Here is an 18020-nt window from a genome sequence, read left to right on the forward strand (position 1 = left end):
GGGATCCAGCGAAAAAGGAACCCCCTCGACGCGAAGGGATTCCTTCTGAAGACTCGGCGGGCTCTAACAGCCGTCAGCCGATGTTCTGCGCTTTGGCGGGTGCCGGCGCCGCCGCCGATTTTCGTTTCGCCAAATCCATCTTGCGCTGCAGATAGCCGAGTACGAGGTCGGCCACGATGGCCAGCACGGCGGCGGGAATGGCGCCCGCAAAAATGCGCAGCGAGTTGTTGCTGTTCAGGCCGGCGTAAATTTCCCGCCCAAGGCCGCCGCCGCCGACAAGCGGAGCGATCGTGACGACGCCGATGGCAATGACGGCAGCGATCCGCAGACCCGACATGATATACGTCAGCGACAACGGAAACCGGACTTTGAGAAGCAGCTGCAGCGGACTCATGCCGATGCCTTTTCCCGATTCGAGATAACTTGCGGGGACCTGCTTCAGCCCGACGTACGTGTTGCGCGCGATCGGGTTGAGCGAATACAGGAAAAGCCCCACCATCACCGTCTTCATCCCAAGTCCCAGCCAAAGCATCAGCACGACGAGCATGGCCAGGCTCGGAACCACCTGCAGAATGTTTGTGATGAACAAGACGATTTTGGCCGCCCAGCGGCTTCTCGAACAAAGGATCCCGAGCGGCACGCCGACGATGACCGCCAGTCCCAGGCCGATGACGACCATAAGGATGTGCTGGATGAAATATTCCCACAGCAAACCGCTGTTGCGGGACACGTAGGACAGAAAATCCATGAAAGTCAAATGTTTGTTTTCCATTGCTTCTTCCCCTCCTTTAGCTTTTCAGTAGTCCCTGCTGCTTCAAATACGCGATGGCAACCTCCCGCTCGCTTTTTTTCTCGATGTCCACCTGGTAATTCAGCGAGATCATCGTATCCGCGTCCAGATGGCCGATGAGCGGCGCGATCGCGTCTTCGATTTCGGGATGTTTTTTCAACAGGTCCGTACGCAGCACGGGGCTCGCGTCATAGGGAGGGAAAAACTGCTTGTCGTCCTTCAGCGTCTTCAAGTTGTACGCCTTTAACCTCGAATCCGTGGAATAAGCCAGCACGATGTCGACCTGCTTGCCCGCGACCGCGCTGTACACCAGGCTGATCTCCATCGGGAACACCTGGCCGAACTTGATGCCGTACGCTTTGGAGAACGCGGGATAACCGTCGGTGCTCCGTTCCAGCCAGGTCGTGTCGACGCCGAGCTTCATGCTCGCCATATCCTTTTTGACATCGGAAATGTTCGTGTAACCTTTGGATTCGGCCAGATCCTTGCGCACCGTAAAAGCATACGTATTTTCAAAGCCGAGCGGGTTCATCCAGGTCAGGTTGTAGTATTTTTGGAAGCCTTCCTGGGCCTCCTTCAGAACCTGGGCGCGTTCCTTCGAGCCGCTGATCGGAAAATGGTTATTAAAAATTTCTCCTGAGTAGAGCGTTCCCATTTGCACGTCGTTTCTGGTGATCGCGTTTAACACCAGCGGACTGGACGCCAGGTCGGGAATAATGTCCACTTTCAAGTTCGTACGGTCCTCAATCAGCGCCTTGTACATTTCCGCCAATATTTTCGTTTCGGTAAACGTCTGCGCCCCGATCGTCACGTCGGCCTGAATCCCGCATGAAGACAGCAGGCCGGCCAATATGCACGACAAAACCAGCAGCGTTGTTTTTTTCATCCGTTTCAGTCTCATCACGCCCCCCTTGTTCCGGCTCGAATCTATGCTCCGGCGCATCATATCGCAGACTCCCTTGTCTGGCGGTAATGCCTGCCGAGCCAGCCCTCCAACAGGCCAAGCAGCGCGTCGGCGACCAAGGCCAAAAGGATCGCGCCGATTCCGCCGATAAAGATCATCTCGGGTTTGTTGACGCCAAGGCCGGATACGATCAGTTGTCCCAAACCGCCGGCGCCGATCAGGGAGGCGAGCGTCGCCCAGCTGATGATGTACACCGTCGTGATCCGGATGCCCGACATGATATAGGGAAGCGATAACGGAAGCTGAATTCTCATGATGGTTTGCGCGGTGCTGTACCCCATCCCTTTGGCGGAATTCAGCACGCCTTTATCGACCGAATGAAAACCGTCGTACGTGTTCCGCAGGATCGGCATCAACGAATACAGAAGCAGCGCCAGTATAGCAGGGCGCATCCCGATCCCGAGCAGCGGGATCAATATCGCCAGCAGCGCCAGGCTCGGCACCGTCTGGAACAGGTTGGCGACGAAAAACACGATGCTGTTGATCCAGCCGACCCGGCTGTATACGAGGATAATCCCGAGCGGCACCGCAATGATCGTCCCCAGGATGACCGCCGAAAACGAAATGGCCAGATGCTCCTGCAGCGCCTTTAAAATGTCGGGATACCGCTCCGTGATAAAACTCCAAAACGCATTCATATCACTCACCCTCTCCGCCGGCGGCAGAGCGGTCGACCCCTGGGTAAACCTCGGCCAAATGTTTGACGACGCTGCCCCTCGTAATCAATCCGAGAAAACGGTTGCTGCTATCCACGACGGGAAGATTGCTGAGCTGATGGCTGTCCATCAGTTCCACCGCCTGCGCAAGCGTGCTTCCAGACGCGACCGAATAACGGACCGGCTGCATGACGTCGGCCACCGTTTTGCCTTCTTCGCCGTATTGGTCGAGTACCCGGTAAATGGACACCGCCCCTTGGAGCTGTTTGTTCCGGTCGACGATGAGCAGGGAATCGACCCGCTTCATCTCCATCACTTTGATGGCCTCGGCCAGCCCCCGGCTCGGGAATACGGTTACCGGGTTCGTGATCATCACTTCGTCGACGAGCGGGATTTGATAAGTGCTTTCGCTTCCGCCTTCGTCTTGAAGACGTTTTTGCCCGATAAAATTCCGCACGAAGTCGTTGGCCGGATGGCGCAAAATCGCGTCCGGCTTGCCGGTCTGCACCACCTCGCCCGCTTTCATCAGCACGATGGTATCGGCGATCTTGATCGCTTCGTCCATGTCATGGGTCACGAAAATGATCGTTTTATGAAGCTCCTGCTGAAGCCGGATCAGCTCGTCCTGCAGCTGCTCGCGGCTGATCGGGTCCAATGCGGAAAACGGTTCGTCCATCAAAATGATGTCCGGATCCGCCGCCAAGGCACGTACGACGCCGACCCGCTGCTGCTGACCGCCGCTAAGCTCCGAGGGATAACGCGAACCGTAGATCGTATGGTCGAGGCCGACCATGTCCAGCAGTTCGTTTACCGTGCGTTCGATTTTATCTTTGTCCCATTTTTTCAAGCGGGGTACCACGCCCACGTTTCTGGAAATGTTCATATGGGGAAACAAACCGACGCTTTGAATGACATAACCGATATTGCGCCGCAGTTCCACCGGATTCATTCCCGAGATGTCCTTGCCGTCGATCAGCACCCTGCCCGAGGAAGGCGTGTTCAACGCGTTGATCAGCTTCATCGTCGTCGATTTGCCGCAGCCGCTCGGTCCGATCAGAACGGTAATCTCTCCTTTTTTGAATTCCAGGTTAATGTCTTTCAATGCGTGAAAGCCATTGTCGTAAACCTTGTTCACATGATCCAGTACTATCATTCAATCGCCCCTTTGCAAGCATTATCCATATTATGCGGAGCATTCGGCATATCATCCGTCGGGGACGCAAAAAACGGTCAGGAAGGCTGGATTCGGCTTTCCCAGTTTGCAAAACTCCCCGAAAACCAAAGGAGGCATAGGAAGCCAAGAGACAAAACCAAAACGAAACAGAGGTCAAGCGCATGTATGGATGGGGTGGAAAACAAAGAGGAAACCGTGAGGTCATTATCTTTATGAACAAACCTAAAAATCTTCGTTACGGCATTCGAAATGCATACCTTAACATTCCACCTGTGACTCGGCTATGTAAATGTCGCTCGAAAACGAAAAGCATGCGCCAATAGGCGCAGCTTTCCGGCCTTCCACGAGATCTGGTGCTTCTCCCCCGACCCGAACGGATAACGAATTCACCGTACATTCCTACGAAAAAAGGAAGGCGCATCCGCAGTCTTATGTTTCATTCATTACCCTATTCGGTCCAAAGTGAAACATGTTTTCGCCGTTTTATTTTTTAGTGCCGCGGGTCCAAAATCCTCCGTGAAGCATCACCGGTTCGGTCACGACGATAAAGGCTTTCGGGTCGAGCTCCAGAATGGAATTGTACAATTTCTTCTGATTTTTCCGCTTGGCCAGCACTTCGAATACGAGCCGGTGTCCGTCGCGGCCGCTTCCGATCCACGAAGTCACCCCGTACCCGTTGTCCCGCAGCGCGTTGGCCATGTTGCTTTGCGGATCGTTGACGATGACTTTCATCGTGATGTATCCGAGCGCGATCCGTCCCTCGATCCAGGAACCGACAAGCACGCCCAGCCCGTAGCCGACGGCATAGACGATGAGGCTGAGCGGCTGGTTGACGTATTTCAGGACGATGCTGAGACCCAGCACGTAAATGGTAATTTCGAACATGCTGAGCACCGCCGCCAAATATTTTTGCCCTTTCAGCGTCAAGATCATGCGCAGCGTAAAAAACGAGACGTACACGATTTGAATGATAAAAATGGCTGCCAATATGCCAAGCATGGCGGATCACTCCTTTCACAAACCTGATGACCGGGAGGCCGCTATCCCGAAAGGTTCTCCTATTCCAGTAACTTAACCTCTTTCGGAGCCCGGTTATACGTCTTTTTCATTTTTGTCCCGAAAAAAAACACGCCATCTTCCCGCTGAAGTAAAAAAAGACCGGGAAACAGGCATTTGTGCCTTACTCCGGTCCATATCCGTTGAAATACAAAAAACTCTCCCGTTATATAACGAGAGAGTTGGAGCATGGCAACATTCAGCCTATGCCGAAAATCTTTTTGAATTTCGAAAACATGCCTTTTTTCTGATCCAAATGCATCAGCGGCACCGTATCCCCCAAAATGCGGCGGGCGATGTTGCGGTAGGCGATCGCTGCCCGGGAATCGGGATTCATCACCGTCGGCTCGCCGCTGTTCGCCGCTTTGATGACATGCTCGTCATCGGGCACGATCCCGATCAGATCGATGTTCAGCACCTGGATGACGTCCTCGATATCGAGCATATCCCCCGATTTCACGAGATTCGGGCGGATGCGGTTGACGATCAGCTTCGGAGAACCGATCTCGGAGCTCTCGAGGAGACCGATCACCCGGTCCGCGTCGCGGACGGCGGCGTTCTCCGGCGTCGTGACGACGATCGCTTTGTCCGCGCCGGCAATGGCGTTTTTGAATCCTTGCTCGATTCCTGCCGGACAGTCGATGATGACGTATTCATACTCTTTTTTCAGCTCTAAAACAATGTCTTTGACCTGTTCCGGCGACACGGCGTTTTTGTCCTTCGTCTGGGCGGCCGGCAGCATATACAGCTCATCGAAACGTTTGTCTTTTACAAGCGCTTGATTCAAACGGCAGCGCCCTTCCGCAACGTCGACCAAATCGTAAATGATCCGGTTTTCCAGGCCCATGACCACGTCCAAATTGCGGAGGCCGATGTCCGTGTCCACCAGACATACCTTTTTGCCGAGCAGTGCAAGCGCAGTCCCGATGTTGGCCGAAGTGGTGGTTTTTCCGACACCGCCTTTACCGGAAGTAACGACAATAGCCTCTCCCATATGTGCTACACCCCTTTAAACACGTTAAAATCAGGCCGCAAGCGTACAATGTTGCTGATTTTGTCGATTTGCATGGCGCCGTTTTGCAAAAAAGCGAATTCCATACTGGTTTCGCGCGTCTCCCATTCATCGGGAGGACGGCTGATTTGTTCCGCGATCCGAAGCTGCGTCGGGGCAAAATGGGATGCGGCGATAATCGAATCCTCGTTGCCGTCGATCCCGGCATGCGCCATGCCGCGCAAGGCCCCCAATATGTAAATATCCCCCGTGCACAAGATGCTGCCTCCGGGGTTCACGTCCCCTAAAAAAAGCAGGTCCCCGTCATGGCGAAGCACTTGGCCGGACCTTACCATGCCGCACACGATTTTGTAAGGCGGAACTTGCGCCTGCTCCGGTTCCGGAAATTCGACCGAGCGGATAAGCAGGTTCCCCTTTTGTTTCAAAATGTCGAGCATGCGCTGCTTCTGTTCTTCCGTAATCCGCCTTGATCCTAATTTTACGTCCACATGGATGATCGGACCGGTTAAAATATTTTGATGGCTGTGCTCCAGCTTATAGCGGAGTTCGCCAAGCAGTTCCTCATATTCGCATTCATCGTCAAGCAGGAATACCAGGCCATCTTTGATGCCCTTAATCGTGACATGATTCGATTTGACTGCCATGCCTGTCCCCCCTATCTCATTACATTTCGCCTTCGAGAGGCAAAGTTCCTGCCGGAAAAGAAAAATGGCGGCGAGACTTATGCCGCCTTTTCTTTTGTCTCCCGCCTAGCAATTTTTTCAAGCTGCTTGCGCAAGGGAACGTAAATGATAAGCCCGAACACGAAATGAAGCACGAGGTCGGGGAGAATGTGATGCAGCAAATTCCAGTCGTAGGTCAACTGCGTCAGCGAAAACAGCCGGTAGATGGCGTACAGCATGCTGTCGAACAGCAGGCTGCCCAGAATGACGACCGTCATCATGACGGGCATCGGGGCGCGCCGTACGCGGAAAATAAAGCCCATAATATAAGTGGAAAAACCCATCACCAAAGAATAAGTGCCGATCATATCGCCGTAAAAAACGACGTCATGGAGCATGCCGAATATGATGCCGAGAACCAAAGCCGTATGACGGTTATGATAAATCGAAACAAACAGCAACACGATAAATACCAGATTCGGCGAAAGGATATTTTGCCACGAACCCGGCAGGATCCACGGGATCAGAGTACCTTCCAGGATAAACAACAGAAACAGCAGGAGCAGCAGAACTTGCTTGCGCACATTCATTACTTCGGTGCCTCCGGCGTAAAGACGACGAACAGCTGCTTCCAATCCTGGAATTCGGCCGCTGGCTTAATCGTTGCCGTTTTGGTTTTGCCAAACTTGCTTTCCTGCACGTTAAGTACTTCTCCGATGATCAATCCCCGCGGATATTTGTCGGTGTCTCCCAACGATACGATCGTATCCCCGCGTTTGATCGGATCATCCTGCTTAATCTGGGTCATGAGCAGCGTCTGCGTTGCCTCGTCATAACTTTCCACGATGCCGAAGGTTTTATGGTTGTTCATGGACGTGGCCGCAATCCCGTTCGAATTCGGGTCCTTGGCGTCCATGGCCGTAATCAGCTTCACGGTTGACGTAAAATTGCTGACATGGCTGATCACGCCGACCATGCCGTCGATGGAAATGACCGACTGCCCTACTTTGACGCCGTCCCTTTCGCCAAGATCGATAATCAACGTCTTATTGACCGGATCCGCATTTACGCTGATAACTTGAGCGATATGATAGGAATAGTTAAATCTTTCTTTCTGCGCTCTCGTAAATTTCAGGTCTTCCTCAAGTTGCTTATTATGTTCTTCAATAAAATTATACTTTGCTTTTTCCCGCGTATATTGGGCCAGCGCAATTTTCAATCGTTGGTTTTCCTCGTACATCTCTCGCATATTGCCGATATCTTTAAACAAGCCCGCTACGTATCCAGCGGGCTTATAAATGATGTTTTGGACAAAGCCGACAGTATCCCTCAAAAACTTCTCGGGCCAGGACAACGTTGCCCTTGGTCCGAGCGTGAAACCCATCAGTGCGATAAACATAACAAGGGCGATTAAAATGACAAATAAGCGTTTGTTTCCAAGCAGCTTAAACAGTTTCAACACCCTCTTACTCTACTGATTTCTCTCCCAATATCAGGGGTTGACCCACAAGTTCCGGCTTAGCGCTTCGAACGCACCGCCGAGCTGCTGCGGGATTTGAACAAATGAATGTTTTCAAGCGCTTTGCCCGTGCCGATGGCGACGCAGTCAAGCGGATTTTCGGCGACGATGACAGGCATGCCGGTTTCTTCCGCAAGCAGCTTGTCCAGGTTGCGCAGCAGCGCTCCGCCTCCCGTAAGCACGATGCCGCGGTCCATAATGTCCGCTGCCAGCTCCGGCGGGCATTTCTCCAAAGTCACCTTCACGGCTTCCACGATCGCGTTGACCGTATCGGAAAGAGCTTCACTGATTTCGTCGGACGTAATCGTGATCGTCTTCGGCAAGCCGGTCACCAGGTCGCGGCCGCGGATTTCGCTCGTCTCTACCTGCTCCAGAGGCAGGGCGGAGCCGATTTCCATTTTAAGCTGTTCGGACGTTCTTTCGCCGATCATCAAATTGTACTGGCGTTTAATGTACTGGATGATCGATTCATCCATTTCGTCGCCGGCCACGCGCACGGAACGGCTCGTCACGATGCCGCCGAGCGAGATGACGGCCACTTCGGTCGTGCCGCCGCCGATATCGACGACCATGCTGCCGGTCGGTTCCCAGACCGGAAGATCGGCGCCGATCGCCGCCGCAAACGGTTCTTCAATCGTGTAGGCCTCGCGTGCTCCGGCCTGCTTCGTCGCATCTTCGACCGCGCGCTGTTCGACGGCCGTAATGCCGGACGGCACGCAAACCATCACGTTCGGATGGCGCTGGAACATCGAGCGCTGTTTTTGAGCTTGACGGATAAAATATTTAATCATGGTCGCCGTCGTGTCGAAATCGGCGATGACGCCGTCTTTCATCGGACGGATGGCACGGATGTTGCCCGGCGTGCGCCCGATCATTTTTTTCGCGGACTCGCCGACCGCTTCGATGCTTTTCGTATCCGTACGGATTGCAACAACCGACGGTTCCCTTACGACAATACCTTTTCCACGGACATAGACAAGCGTATTCGCCGTCCCCAAATCAATTCCCAAATCTTTCGTGAAGCTCCCTAACATGCTGTAATCTCCCTTTCTTCGTCAATCTCAACTATTATATTACATCAAGCCTTGCTCCTTCAAACTGACGAATTCCCCGTCGCCGATAATGAGATGGTCCAGCACTTCAATCCCTACGATTTCTCCCGCTTCCTTCAATCTTGACGTCAGCGAGATGTCCTCGGGGCTCGGGGCCGGATCTCCGCTCGGATGGTTGTGCGCGCACAGGATCGAAGCGCTGCTGCGCTTGATGGCGGCGCGAAACACCTCGCGCGGATGGACGATGGAGGCATTCAAACTCCCGATTGAAAGCGTCTCTTGAGCAATAATATGATTTTTCGTATTTAAAAACAGACAGACAAAATGTTCTTTTTGCAAATAACGCAGCTGCTCCATGAGCACGTCCGCGGCATCCCGCGGACTGCGGATGACGACGGGTTCGTCCATGCGGGTGCGGGCCAGGCGGAGCCCAAGCTCGATCCCGGCTTTGAGCTGAACGGCTTTGGCGCTGCCGATGCCTTTGATGGCCATCAATTCCTCGGCGCTCATGTCCACAAGCCGGCGCATGCTGCCGACCTGCTGCAAAATGCGCTGCGCCAAATGGATGGCAGACTCCTGCTTCGTACCCGTCCTGAGCAAAATGGCAAGCAACTCAGCGTTGCTTACGGCGCTCGCCCCATACTGCAGCATGCGTTCTCTCGGTCGTTCCTGATGGGGGATGTCGCGCAGCATGTACAAATGCGGCTCCATAGTTCCCCTACTTTCCCTTCACTCCAAAATTTGATCCCTATTCAAAGAATGTCAATTCCAAATTCCGACAGCATGTCGCTTAATAGCGAAACGGGAAGCCCGACGACGGTAAAATAACAGCCTTCGATGCCTTCCACGAGCGTGGAACCCAGGCCTTGAATGCCGTAAGCCCCCGCTTTGTCGCGGGGCTCGCCGCTTTGGACGTAAGCTTGGATCGTTGCATCCGACAATGGTTTCATGACGACCCGCGTCATGCGATGGCGGACCATCCTTTGTCCCGTGGCCGCATCGATGCAAGCGACTCCCGTATACACGTGATGGGCTCTGCCCTGTAATGATTTCAACATTCGAAAAGCGTCCGCATCGTCCGCAGGTTTGCCGAGCACCTGATCTTCCAGGACGACAATCGTGTCGCTGCCGACGATGACGGCATTTTCCGACGGATCGCCGATCTCTTCGTACACGGCCTGCGCTTTGCGCAGCGCCAAACCTTCGACGATCTGCCGGGGAGTCCAGTCGCTTGGCGTATGTTCGTCGGCATAGCTCGGACGGATCTCGTACGGAATATGTAGAGAAGCGATCAGTTCCTGCCTTCTCGGTGAGGTAGATGCCAGGACGACCCGGCGCGAATGGTTCGGTTTCAATGGAAGGATCTCCTTTGTCTTGTCATTCACAGCCTGCGATACAGCCACACGGAGACAATGATGCCGATTAAACTCAGCAGGCTCAGTTTAAATTTAATGGTGATGTCGTAGCTGATAATGTCCAAATTAGCTTGCGGTGACCACTCGATTGGTGTTGAAGCAGTCAGAAAGGAAAGGGCTTGTACAGGTTCCAGGGCCTTTGCGATCCAGGCACCCGCCAGCCAGCCAAGCAGCAAAAACAAGAGCAGTATACCTACGTTCTTTTTCATCCTTCTCTTCCCTCGCCATAATTTGACACCCAATTTATTATACGGTTATTTGTACGTCAATACAAACAGAAATCCGGCATGGGGAACTATTTCCAGTTCCATGCCGGATAGGCTCTGTTACTTGAATTTTCGGTCGTCGGACACCCGCATTCTCTTTGGAAAGAAAGATTTACGCTTTTCCTAGTTTGGAAATCAGTTCCTTTTGCTGCATGACGTATTGCATCATGCGGGACTGAATTTCCCATAACAGCGCCTTGCTCGCGTTCCGGTTGTATTCCGTCAAAGCCGAAACCGCGCTGTTCATCGTTTGTTCGATTTGGGCCCCCAGCTGCTCATCCTCCCGGCTTAGCCCCGTCTGGAACGATTTCATCGCTTCGGTCCAGCGGCTGTGGATGTCCGTGACGGCGGCCTGCTCGCTTGCGTTTAACGCCCCGGGTTTTTCTTGGCTGAGCAGCGCAGCCGACAGCGTGCTCAGCTTCGATGCCAGTTCGGAGCTTGTTTCGAAATAGCGGCCCGCCGTATTCGCATCCCCGGCGAATTTCAGCTCGCTGACCGCCGGCAGCGTGATTTCCTTAACGTACAGGTCCATTCCCTTGTCTTTAAGCTGGCTGCTGAGCAGCTTGGCCTGTTCGCGGTCGGTCGAGATGCCGGCATACACGCGGTACTCCTCATCCGGGTCGTTGCCCGCCGCAAGCCCGTATTGCTCCAATTCCTTTTTGGCCTGCTCGGCCCCTTCCTTCGTGCTGAACAAGCCGTACTGGAGCACGTAATACGAGCGCCCCTGCACCGAAACGGCGACGGGTGCAGCCTTCACCGGCTCCCCGGAGCTTTCCGCCACGTTTTCCGTACCCGGCTTGGCCGGGACGATTGAACCGCCTGAGCCGTCCTTGAAAAAAGACAGAATCACGAAGCCGAACAATGCCCCCGTAACCACGGCTCCCGTAATCGTGCCGATGACTTTCCAGGGCGATGCCGGACGTCTCGGCCGGTAGGACACGTTCCCCAGCTCCGGATACACTTCATCCGCCAGATTCCGCCATTCTCCCGAAAGATCGCCGCTGCTCCCTGAATCATATAATTCAACGTCATCCGTTTTTTCGCGCCGATGCTCCTCTTTTGCGTCCTCCCGCGGCCAGCCCGAGATCATTTCATCCCAAGGCTCGTCTTTATGAAAAGGATCCGACCACCCCTGCATTTGTCCCGATACGACATGCAGTTTTTTTTCGGGCCTGTCCTCTATAGGCTCCTGCCGCGGCGTCAAGCCGTTTTCCGCCTGATCCGGCGCGGCTTCCCTCCCGGGCATCGGTTTAAGCGTCGGCTCCGCTTTTTTCGTCGTTTCCTGCCCGGTATCGTGCCCTCGCGGCGGGTCCTGATTAAAGCGAAATGTCATTCTCGCCTTGTTCACGGTCATACACCTCACCCTTGTCTCTATTACAAGGAATATATGACGGATTGTCCGGACTTATGCCGCCTGGGGATGATGAATTCGGGCAAGTGATCGAAGCCCGAAAGAAAAAGGCCGCCCGTACGCAGCATACGCTGCATATGGGAAGGCCTCTTCGTTTTGTTTCTATGTAAGCCGCGGCCCTGGAAGGGCTACAGCTCCTTGGCCAGCTGGTAGCCGACTTTCCATATGTCCCCGGCGCCCATCGTAAGCACGAGGGTACCCGGCTTGATTCTTTGCTTCAGGTCGGCCAGCACATCCTCTTTCGTCGGGAGGTATCGGGCCCCGCTGTTGCTGTTTTGCACGATCAGCTCGACCAGCTTGGCGGAGTGTACCCCCTCGATTTGCTTTTCCCCTGCCGGCGAATAGATATCGGTAATGATGACCTCGTCCGCATCGCCGAACGCGCGGCTAAACGCATCCAGCAGGAAAAAGGTACGGCTGTAGCGCTGCGGCTGGAATACGGCGATGATCCGTTTTCCCGTCGCTTTGGCCGCACTGATCGTGGCTTCGATCTCCGTTGGATGGTGAGCGTAGTCGTCGATAATGAGGATATCGTCTTTTTCGCCCAGCACTTGGAACCGGCGTTTCGCCCCATGGAATTTGGAGATGGCGCCGGCGATTTGCTCGAACGAAATTCCCGCCTTCAGGCAGGAGATGACCGTTGCCATCGCGTTGTATACGTTATGGCGGCCCGGCACCGACAATTGCACCGTTCCGAGCGGTTCGCCCTTATGGTTCATCGTAAAGGATACTTGGCGGTCTCCGAGCGCCAGATCGGTTGCGGTGTATTCCGCGTCCTTGGCGTCGATGCCGTACGTCGCCACTTGGCAGCGGATGCCCGGAATGATCGCCTGGATGTTATCGTCGTCCGCGCATACGACGGCCGTGCCGTCTTCGCGGATCTGATTCAGAAATTGAACGTAAGCTTTTTTCAGCTTTTCAAAATCGCCGTCATAGTTTTCCAGATGGTCGGCTTCGATGTTGGTCACGATGCCGAGCCAAGGATGATACTGCAGGAACGAACCGTCGCTTTCGTCCGCTTCGGCGACGACGAAATCCCCTTTTCCGGCTTTGGCGTTCGTCCCGACGTTCATGATTTCCCCGCCGATGATATACGTCGGGTCGATGCCGCATTCTTCCATCACCAAAGCGATCATGGAGGACGTGGTCGTCTTGCCGTGAGCGCCGGCGACCGCCACGCCCTTGCGTTCGTTCAGCAGTCTTGCCAGCATTTGCGACCGGTGCAGAATCGGAATGTTCAGATGTTCCGCTTCGACGCGTTCCACGTTGTCTTTCGGCAAAGCCGTCGAATATACGACCAAATCCGCTCCGTGAACCTGCTCGGCCGTATGCCCGATATAAATTTTGGCCCCTTTGGCCGCCAATTTTTCCGTTAATTCCTGGGAAGCCACGTCCGAACCCGTGATCTTGTATCCCATTTCTAGCATAACCCGTGCAATGGCGCTCATCCCGTAGCCACCAATACCGATAAAATGAACATGTTCAGAATTCAACAGATTTTCACCAACCTTTTTCAGAATCGGATTGACCCAGCAGAGCGGCCCGCACATCCGAAATCAAATAAAGCGTGCCGGATACTACCGCCAAATCCTCCGCTTCTGTCCGTGACTTAAGTAGTTCCAGCGCGTTTTTCCAATCCGGTTCGACGATGATCTGCAAATCCGGTTTGCCGTAGGAATGCTTCAGCCCCTCCGCGATATCGCGCAGCGCCGCAGCGTCCATTTTTTTCCGGAAGTCCGGCTCGGTCAGGATAAGCGTATCCACTATAGGAAGTATATGCTTCAAATAGGATTCATGATGCTTATTCGCCAGCATTCCCATCATCAAATTTAACCGTTTGTGCGGATAGTGCCGCTCGATGCTTTTCCGCAAGGATTCCGCACCTTCCGGATTGTGGGCTCCGTCCAGCACGATGCGCGGCGCGGAATTCGGAGAGATCTCTTCCATCCGCCCGGCCCATACCGTATCCCGGAACCCTTTCAACATATCTTCTTCCTCCATGACGAAAGCCATGTACTGGCGCAAAACCTCCAGGGCCATCAGCGCCCCGGCCGCATTGGCAATCTGGTATTCGCCCTTCATGCCGATTTCAATATCGTATTCCCGAAACGGGCCGTTGAAATGGAAGGATTGATACGAACCGTGGTCGCCCGTGTATTCGAACGTGAATTTTTCCCCGGCCAAATACAGCGTGGTGCGGCATTCCTCCGCCTTTTTACGCAAAACCTCGATGGCTTCCGGCTGCTGCACGCAGCTGACCACCGGTACCCCCGGTTTGATGATCCCCGCTTTTTCAAAAGCGATTTGCTCGATCGTATCGCCAAGAATGTCGGTATGGTCCATACCGATGTTCGTGATGACCGACACGACCGGGTATACGATATTGGTTACATCCAGCCTTCCCCCCAGACCGGTCTCCCATACGACGATATCCGGCACGCATTCCTCGGCGTAATACAAAATCGCAAGCGCCGTCGAAACCTCGAACATCGTCGGAGATCCGAGCTCGGTCGCCGCAATTTCCTCAACGATCGGGTACAGCCGATTCGCAAGCATCAGAAGCGTTTCTTCGGGAATATCCTCGCCGTTGTATTGAAAACGGTTCGTGAACTTGGTGATGTAAGGGGAAGTGTACGTTCCCACGGTATAGCCGCTTTGCAGAAGCACCCGGGTCAAAAACGCGCAGGTCGAGCCTTTGCCGTTCGTACCCGCGACATGAATGAATTTCAGCCGCCGGTGCGGATGGCCCAGCATTTCCATCATTTTTTCAATTCTGGCCATGCCGGGGCGTATTCCGAAAGGGATCAGCCCGTTAATCCAGTCGGCGGCTTCCGCGTAAGTCCGCAAAGAAGAGAAGCCTTCAAATTGATCTCCCATTTCCGTTTTTCACCTTCTGAAATTTATTTGATCCCCGGATGCCGGCGCACCCGGGGGCAGATTCCTTCAGCAACTTAACCCTTCAGTTCCTCGATCCGAGCCAATACCTTGCTCCGTTTTTCGGCGTAGTCCGCCATTTTCGCCTTTTCTTCGTCGATGACTTTGGCTGGCGCTTTGGATACGAAGCCCGGATTGCCAAGTTTCTTTTCAACGCGCTCCACTTCGCTGTTCAGGTGCTTGAGCTCTTTTTCGAGGCGGGCGATTTCCTGATCGATATCGATCAGCCCCGCCAGCGGCAGGTAAAGCTCGGCTCCGGTGACGACGGCGGTCATCGCCTTGTCCGGCGCTTCAAGCCCGGTTCCCGCCGTGAAGCTCGACGTGTTGCAGAAGCGCTGTACATAAATTTCGTTGCGGTTGACGATTTGCAGCACCTGGTCGTCTCCGGCATTAAGCATGAGCTCGACCTTTTTGCTCATCGGCACGTTCACTTCGGCACGAATGTTGCGCACCGCGCGGATCACGTCCATCAGCAGGGACATTTCGCGGGCCGCATCGGCATTTTCGAGGGCCGGATCATATTCCGGCCAAGCCGCCAGCGTGATCGTGTCGCCCTGATGAGGAAGATGCTGCCAAATTTCCTCGGAGATGAACGGCATGAACGGATGAATCATCCGGAGCGTACGGTCGAGCACATAGGCAAGCACCGATTGCGTCGTCTTTTTCGCCGCTTCGTCCTCCCCATACAACGACAGCTTGGAAAATTCGATAAACCAGTCGCAGAGGTCATCCCAGATGAAGTTATACAGCAAGCGGCCGGTTTCGCCAAATTCATAGGCATCTATTAGACGCGTGATGTCCCGGGAAGTTTCGTTCAGACGGTGCAAAATCCAGCGGTCGGCCGTGCTCAGGTTGCCGCTGATGTCGATGTCGCCGTACGTGAAGCCTTCAAGGTTCATAAGCGCGAAACGCGAAGCGTTCCAGATCTTGTTGGCAAAGTTCCGGGCCTGCTCGACGCGTTCCCAGCGGAAGCGCAAATCCTGTCCCGGCGTGCTGCCCGTCGAAATCATGTAGCGCATGGCGTCCGCACCGTACTTCTCGATGACATCCAGCGGGTCGACGCCGTTGCCGAGCGATTTGGACATCTTTTTGCCTTCCGGATCGCGCACCAGTCCGTGCATCAGCACGTCTTTGAACGGAATTTCGCCGGTGAATTCAAGCGCGGTAAAGATCATCCGGGCTACCCAGAAATAAATGATGTCGTAACCGGTCACCAATACGTCCGTCGGATAGTAGCGTTTCAAATCGTCGGTTTGGTCCGGCCAGCCCAGCGTCGAAAACGGCCACAGCCCGGAGCTGAACCAGGTATCAAGCACGTCTTCGTCCTGATGGAGGTTTGCGGAACCGCACTTGGAGCATGCAGCGACCTCTTCATAGGCCACGTGAACTTCGCCGCAGTCGTCGCAGTACCAAGCCGGAATGCGGTGGCCCCACCAGAGCTGGCGGGAAATGCACCAGTCGCGAACGTTTTCGATCCAGTTCAAAAAGGTTTTTTCGAAACGTTCGGGCACGAAGTTAACACCTTTGCCCGATTTCTGGGCTTCGATGGCCGCTTCGGCCAGCGGCTGCATTTTGACGAACCATTGCGTGGACAAATACGGCTCTACGACGGCGCCGGTGCGCTCGCTGTGCCCGACTTGATGGACATGGTCTTCGATCCGGATCAGAACGCCCTGCTCCTTCAAGTCCTGAACGATTTGCTTGCGGCATTCGCTGCGGTCAAGCCCTTCGTATTTGCCGGCCTGGTCGTTCATCGTGCCCTTCTCGTCCATCACCGTAATTTGCGGCAGGTTATGGCGCAGGCCGACCTCGAAGTCGTTCGGGTCGTGGGCAGGCGTAATTTTAACGGCCCCGCTGCCGAATTCCTTGTCGACGTACTCGTCGGCGATGACCGGGATTTCGCGGCCCACGATCGGCAGCAAGAGCATTTTGCCGATCATGTCCTTGTAACGTTCGTCTTTCGGATGAACCGCGACGGCGGTGTCGCCCAGCATCGTTTCCGGACGCGTCGTCGCGACCGTGATATGCCCGCTGCCGTCTTTCAGCGGATAGGCAAGATGATAGAGATGTCCTTGAACCTCTTTATATTCGACTTCAATGTCCGACAGCGCCGTACGGGCGGCCGGATCCCAGTTGATGATGCGTTTGCCGCGGTAAATGAGCCCTTTTTCATGCAGCTTGACGAAAACTTCGCGCACCGCTTTGGACAATCCCTCGTCCAGCGTGAACCGCTCCCTGGAGTAATCGAGGGAAAAGCCCATTTTCGCCCATTGCTCGTGAATAGTTTCGGCGTATTTTTCCTTCCATTCCCATACCTTTTCCAGGAACTTCTCCCGGCCTAGGTCATAACGGGTAACGCCTTCCTCGCGCAGCTTCTGCTCCACCTTCGTCTGGGTGGCGATGCCGGCATGGTCCGAGCCCGGAAGCCACAGCGCGTCATATCCCTGCATCCGCTTGGTGCGGATCAAAATGTCCTGCAGCGTAAAATCAAGCGCATGCCCGATATGCAGCATGCCCGTGACGTTCGGCGGCGGAATCACGATCGTGTAAGGCTTTGCGTCTTTGCGCTGTCCCGCCTTAAAGAATTCGCCGTCGATCCAATATTTGTACCATTTTTGCTCGGCAGCCTTCGGATCGTAAGTCGTCGGCATTTCCGTCGTTAATTTGTTGTCCTGCTCTGTCATTTTCTAACTCCTCCATCACAAGATCAGCTTTCTTCGGGATTTTGGCAATCCTTAGCAAGAAAAACAAAAAAGCCTTCCGTCCTCAAAGGACGAAAGGCTGTTCTTTCGCGGTACCACCTTTGTTTCGCGCCATGGGCAACCTTCTACGCCAGATCTCTCCGTCGGCCGTCCTCCGGGACGGATGCCTTCATGCACGCGACACTTCATGCAGATAACGGCTGCGGCCGGCCGTGCCCTAACCCGGCGCAAAAAGCGGACGGGATCAAGCAGGCAACTCCCGGGCGACTTCGGTTGAAACAGCATCCTGCGGAATCTCTCAGCGCAGCAATTCCACTCTCTGAAGGGCATGTCATCCTACTATTCCCGATCATCGTTCTTGAACAAAATATATACTCATCATAACTTGGTTGCGGGTTTTAGTCAAC

The 18020-nt window shown here is 54.3% G+C and carries 17 protein-coding genes and 1 other annotated feature; all 17 genes read right to left on the reverse strand.

Translation table 11 applies throughout. From position 1 onward, the window contains the following. Window positions 1-73: 73 nt before the first annotated feature. Window positions 74-772, reverse strand: a complete 699-nt coding sequence (locus AC27KL_RS12860; protein ID WP_487169955.1) for an ABC transporter permease — start codon at window positions 770-772, stop codon at window positions 74-76. Window positions 773-788: 16 nt separating this feature from the next. Continuing rightward, window positions 789-1691, reverse strand: a complete 903-nt coding sequence (locus AC27KL_RS12865; protein ID WP_487169956.1) for a glycine betaine ABC transporter substrate-binding protein — start codon at window positions 1689-1691, stop codon at window positions 789-791. A 41-nt stretch (window positions 1692-1732) separates the two neighbouring features. Further along, window positions 1733-2392 carry an ABC transporter permease gene (locus AC27KL_RS12870; RefSeq protein ID WP_487169957.1) on the reverse strand — a complete coding sequence of 220 codons (660 nt, stop codon included), beginning with the start codon at window positions 2390-2392 and terminating at the stop codon, window positions 1733-1735. A gap of 1 nt (window position 2393) precedes the next feature. Further along, on the reverse strand, window positions 2394-3563 hold the full coding sequence (locus AC27KL_RS12875) for a betaine/proline/choline family ABC transporter ATP-binding protein (protein ID WP_212952640.1): 1170 nt from the start codon (window positions 3561-3563) through the stop codon (window positions 2394-2396). A 504-nt stretch (window positions 3564-4067) separates the two neighbouring features. Next, the gene (locus tag AC27KL_RS12880) at window positions 4068-4583 is read right to left on the reverse strand and encodes a DUF2179 domain-containing protein (protein ID WP_036713021.1); all 516 of its coding nucleotides are present in this window, start codon (window positions 4581-4583) and stop codon (window positions 4068-4070) included. 256 nt (window positions 4584-4839) lie between these two features. Then, the gene (gene minD / locus AC27KL_RS12885; RefSeq protein WP_339323885.1) at window positions 4840-5634 is read right to left on the reverse strand and encodes a septum site-determining protein MinD; all 795 of its coding nucleotides are present in this window, start codon (window positions 5632-5634) and stop codon (window positions 4840-4842) included. A 5-nt stretch (window positions 5635-5639) separates the two neighbouring features. Beyond that, window positions 5640-6296: a septum site-determining protein MinC gene (minC, locus tag AC27KL_RS12890; RefSeq protein WP_487169958.1), complete on the reverse strand. Its 657-nt coding sequence runs from the start codon at window positions 6294-6296 to the stop codon at window positions 5640-5642. Between the two features lie 77 nt (window positions 6297-6373). After that, window positions 6374-6904, reverse strand: coding sequence for a rod shape-determining protein MreD (gene mreD / locus AC27KL_RS12895; RefSeq protein ID WP_212952642.1), 531 nt, complete (start codon window positions 6902-6904; stop codon window positions 6374-6376). Then, window positions 6904-7776 carry a rod shape-determining protein MreC gene (mreC, locus tag AC27KL_RS12900; protein WP_487169959.1) on the reverse strand — a complete coding sequence of 291 codons (873 nt, stop codon included), beginning with the start codon at window positions 7774-7776 and terminating at the stop codon, window positions 6904-6906. Before mreC ends, mreD begins: the two co-directional genes overlap by 1 nt. Before the next feature lie 56 nt (window positions 7777-7832). Continuing rightward, a complete protein-coding gene (locus tag AC27KL_RS12905) occupies window positions 7833-8867 on the reverse strand; it encodes a rod shape-determining protein (RefSeq protein WP_036713014.1) in 1035 nt (344 codons plus the stop codon). Window positions 8868-8906: 39 nt separating this feature from the next. Then, window positions 8907-9596, reverse strand: a complete 690-nt coding sequence (radC, locus tag AC27KL_RS12910; protein WP_339323882.1) for a RadC family protein — start codon at window positions 9594-9596, stop codon at window positions 8907-8909. Window positions 9597-9637: 41 nt separating this feature from the next. Next, window positions 9638-10240, reverse strand: a complete 603-nt coding sequence (locus AC27KL_RS12915; RefSeq protein ID WP_487169960.1) for a Maf family protein — start codon at window positions 10238-10240, stop codon at window positions 9638-9640. Window positions 10241-10266: 26 nt separating this feature from the next. After that, complete coding sequence (locus AC27KL_RS12920; RefSeq protein ID WP_036713008.1) at window positions 10267-10509, reverse strand: DUF4321 domain-containing protein; 243 nt, start codon at window positions 10507-10509, stop codon at window positions 10267-10269. A gap of 169 nt (window positions 10510-10678) precedes the next feature. Next, window positions 10679-11914 (reverse strand): SPOR domain-containing protein, encoded by a 1236-nt coding sequence (locus tag AC27KL_RS12925; RefSeq protein WP_487169961.1) that lies wholly within the window; start codon window positions 11912-11914, stop codon window positions 10679-10681. 191 nt (window positions 11915-12105) lie between these two features. Further along, complete coding sequence (murC, locus tag AC27KL_RS12930; RefSeq protein WP_212952652.1) at window positions 12106-13473, reverse strand: UDP-N-acetylmuramate--L-alanine ligase; 1368 nt, start codon at window positions 13471-13473, stop codon at window positions 12106-12108. Window positions 13474-13477: 4 nt separating this feature from the next. Beyond that, window positions 13478-14854, reverse strand: coding sequence for a bifunctional folylpolyglutamate synthase/dihydrofolate synthase (locus AC27KL_RS12935; RefSeq protein WP_487169962.1), 1377 nt, complete (start codon window positions 14852-14854; stop codon window positions 13478-13480). 74 nt (window positions 14855-14928) lie between these two features. Further along, complete coding sequence (locus AC27KL_RS12940) at window positions 14929-17595, reverse strand: valine--tRNA ligase (RefSeq protein WP_487169963.1); 2667 nt, start codon at window positions 17593-17595, stop codon at window positions 14929-14931. Window positions 17596-17677: 82 nt separating this feature from the next. After that, window positions 17678-17975 (reverse strand) — a binding site (T-box leader). Window positions 17976-18020: the final 45 nt, after the last annotated feature.

It is taken from the genome of Paenibacillus sp. YAE3, from assembly GCF_057546105.1.

Bases quoted from the DNA above. Each gene is read 5' to 3' on its own strand.
- AC27KL_RS12860 (WP_487169955.1), bottom strand. From the start codon at position 772: ATGGAAAACAAACATTTGACTTTCATGGATTTTCTGTCCTACGTGTCC.
- AC27KL_RS12865 (WP_487169956.1), bottom strand. From the start codon at position 1,691: ATGAGACTGAAACGGATGAAAAAAACAACGCTGCTGGTTTTGTCGTGC.
- AC27KL_RS12870 (WP_487169957.1), bottom strand. From the start codon at position 2,392: ATGAATGCGTTTTGGAGTTTTATCACGGAGCGGTATCCCGACATTTTA.
- AC27KL_RS12875 (WP_212952640.1), bottom strand. From the start codon at position 3,563: ATGATAGTACTGGATCATGTGAACAAGGTTTACGACAATGGCTTTCAC.
- AC27KL_RS12880 (WP_036713021.1), bottom strand. From the start codon at position 4,583: ATGCTTGGCATATTGGCAGCCATTTTTATCATTCAAATCGTGTACGTC.
- minD (WP_339323885.1), bottom strand. From the start codon at position 5,634: ATGGGAGAGGCTATTGTCGTTACTTCCGGTAAAGGCGGTGTCGGAAAA.
- minC (WP_487169958.1), bottom strand. From the start codon at position 6,296: ATGGCAGTCAAATCGAATCATGTCACGATTAAGGGCATCAAAGATGGC.
- mreD (WP_212952642.1), bottom strand. From the start codon at position 6,904: ATGAATGTGCGCAAGCAAGTTCTGCTGCTCCTGCTGTTTCTGTTGTTT.
- AC27KL_RS12905 (WP_036713014.1), bottom strand. From the start codon at position 8,867: ATGTTAGGGAGCTTCACGAAAGATTTGGGAATTGATTTGGGGACGGCG.
- radC (WP_339323882.1), bottom strand. From the start codon at position 9,596: ATGGAGCCGCATTTGTACATGCTGCGCGACATCCCCCATCAGGAACGA.
- AC27KL_RS12920 (WP_036713008.1), bottom strand. From the start codon at position 10,509: ATGAAAAAGAACGTAGGTATACTGCTCTTGTTTTTGCTGCTTGGCTGG.
- AC27KL_RS12935 (WP_487169962.1), bottom strand. From the start codon at position 14,854: ATGGGAGATCAATTTGAAGGCTTCTCTTCTTTGCGGACTTACGCGGAA.
- AC27KL_RS12940 (WP_487169963.1), bottom strand. From the start codon at position 17,595: ATGACAGAGCAGGACAACAAATTAACGACGGAAATGCCGACGACTTAC.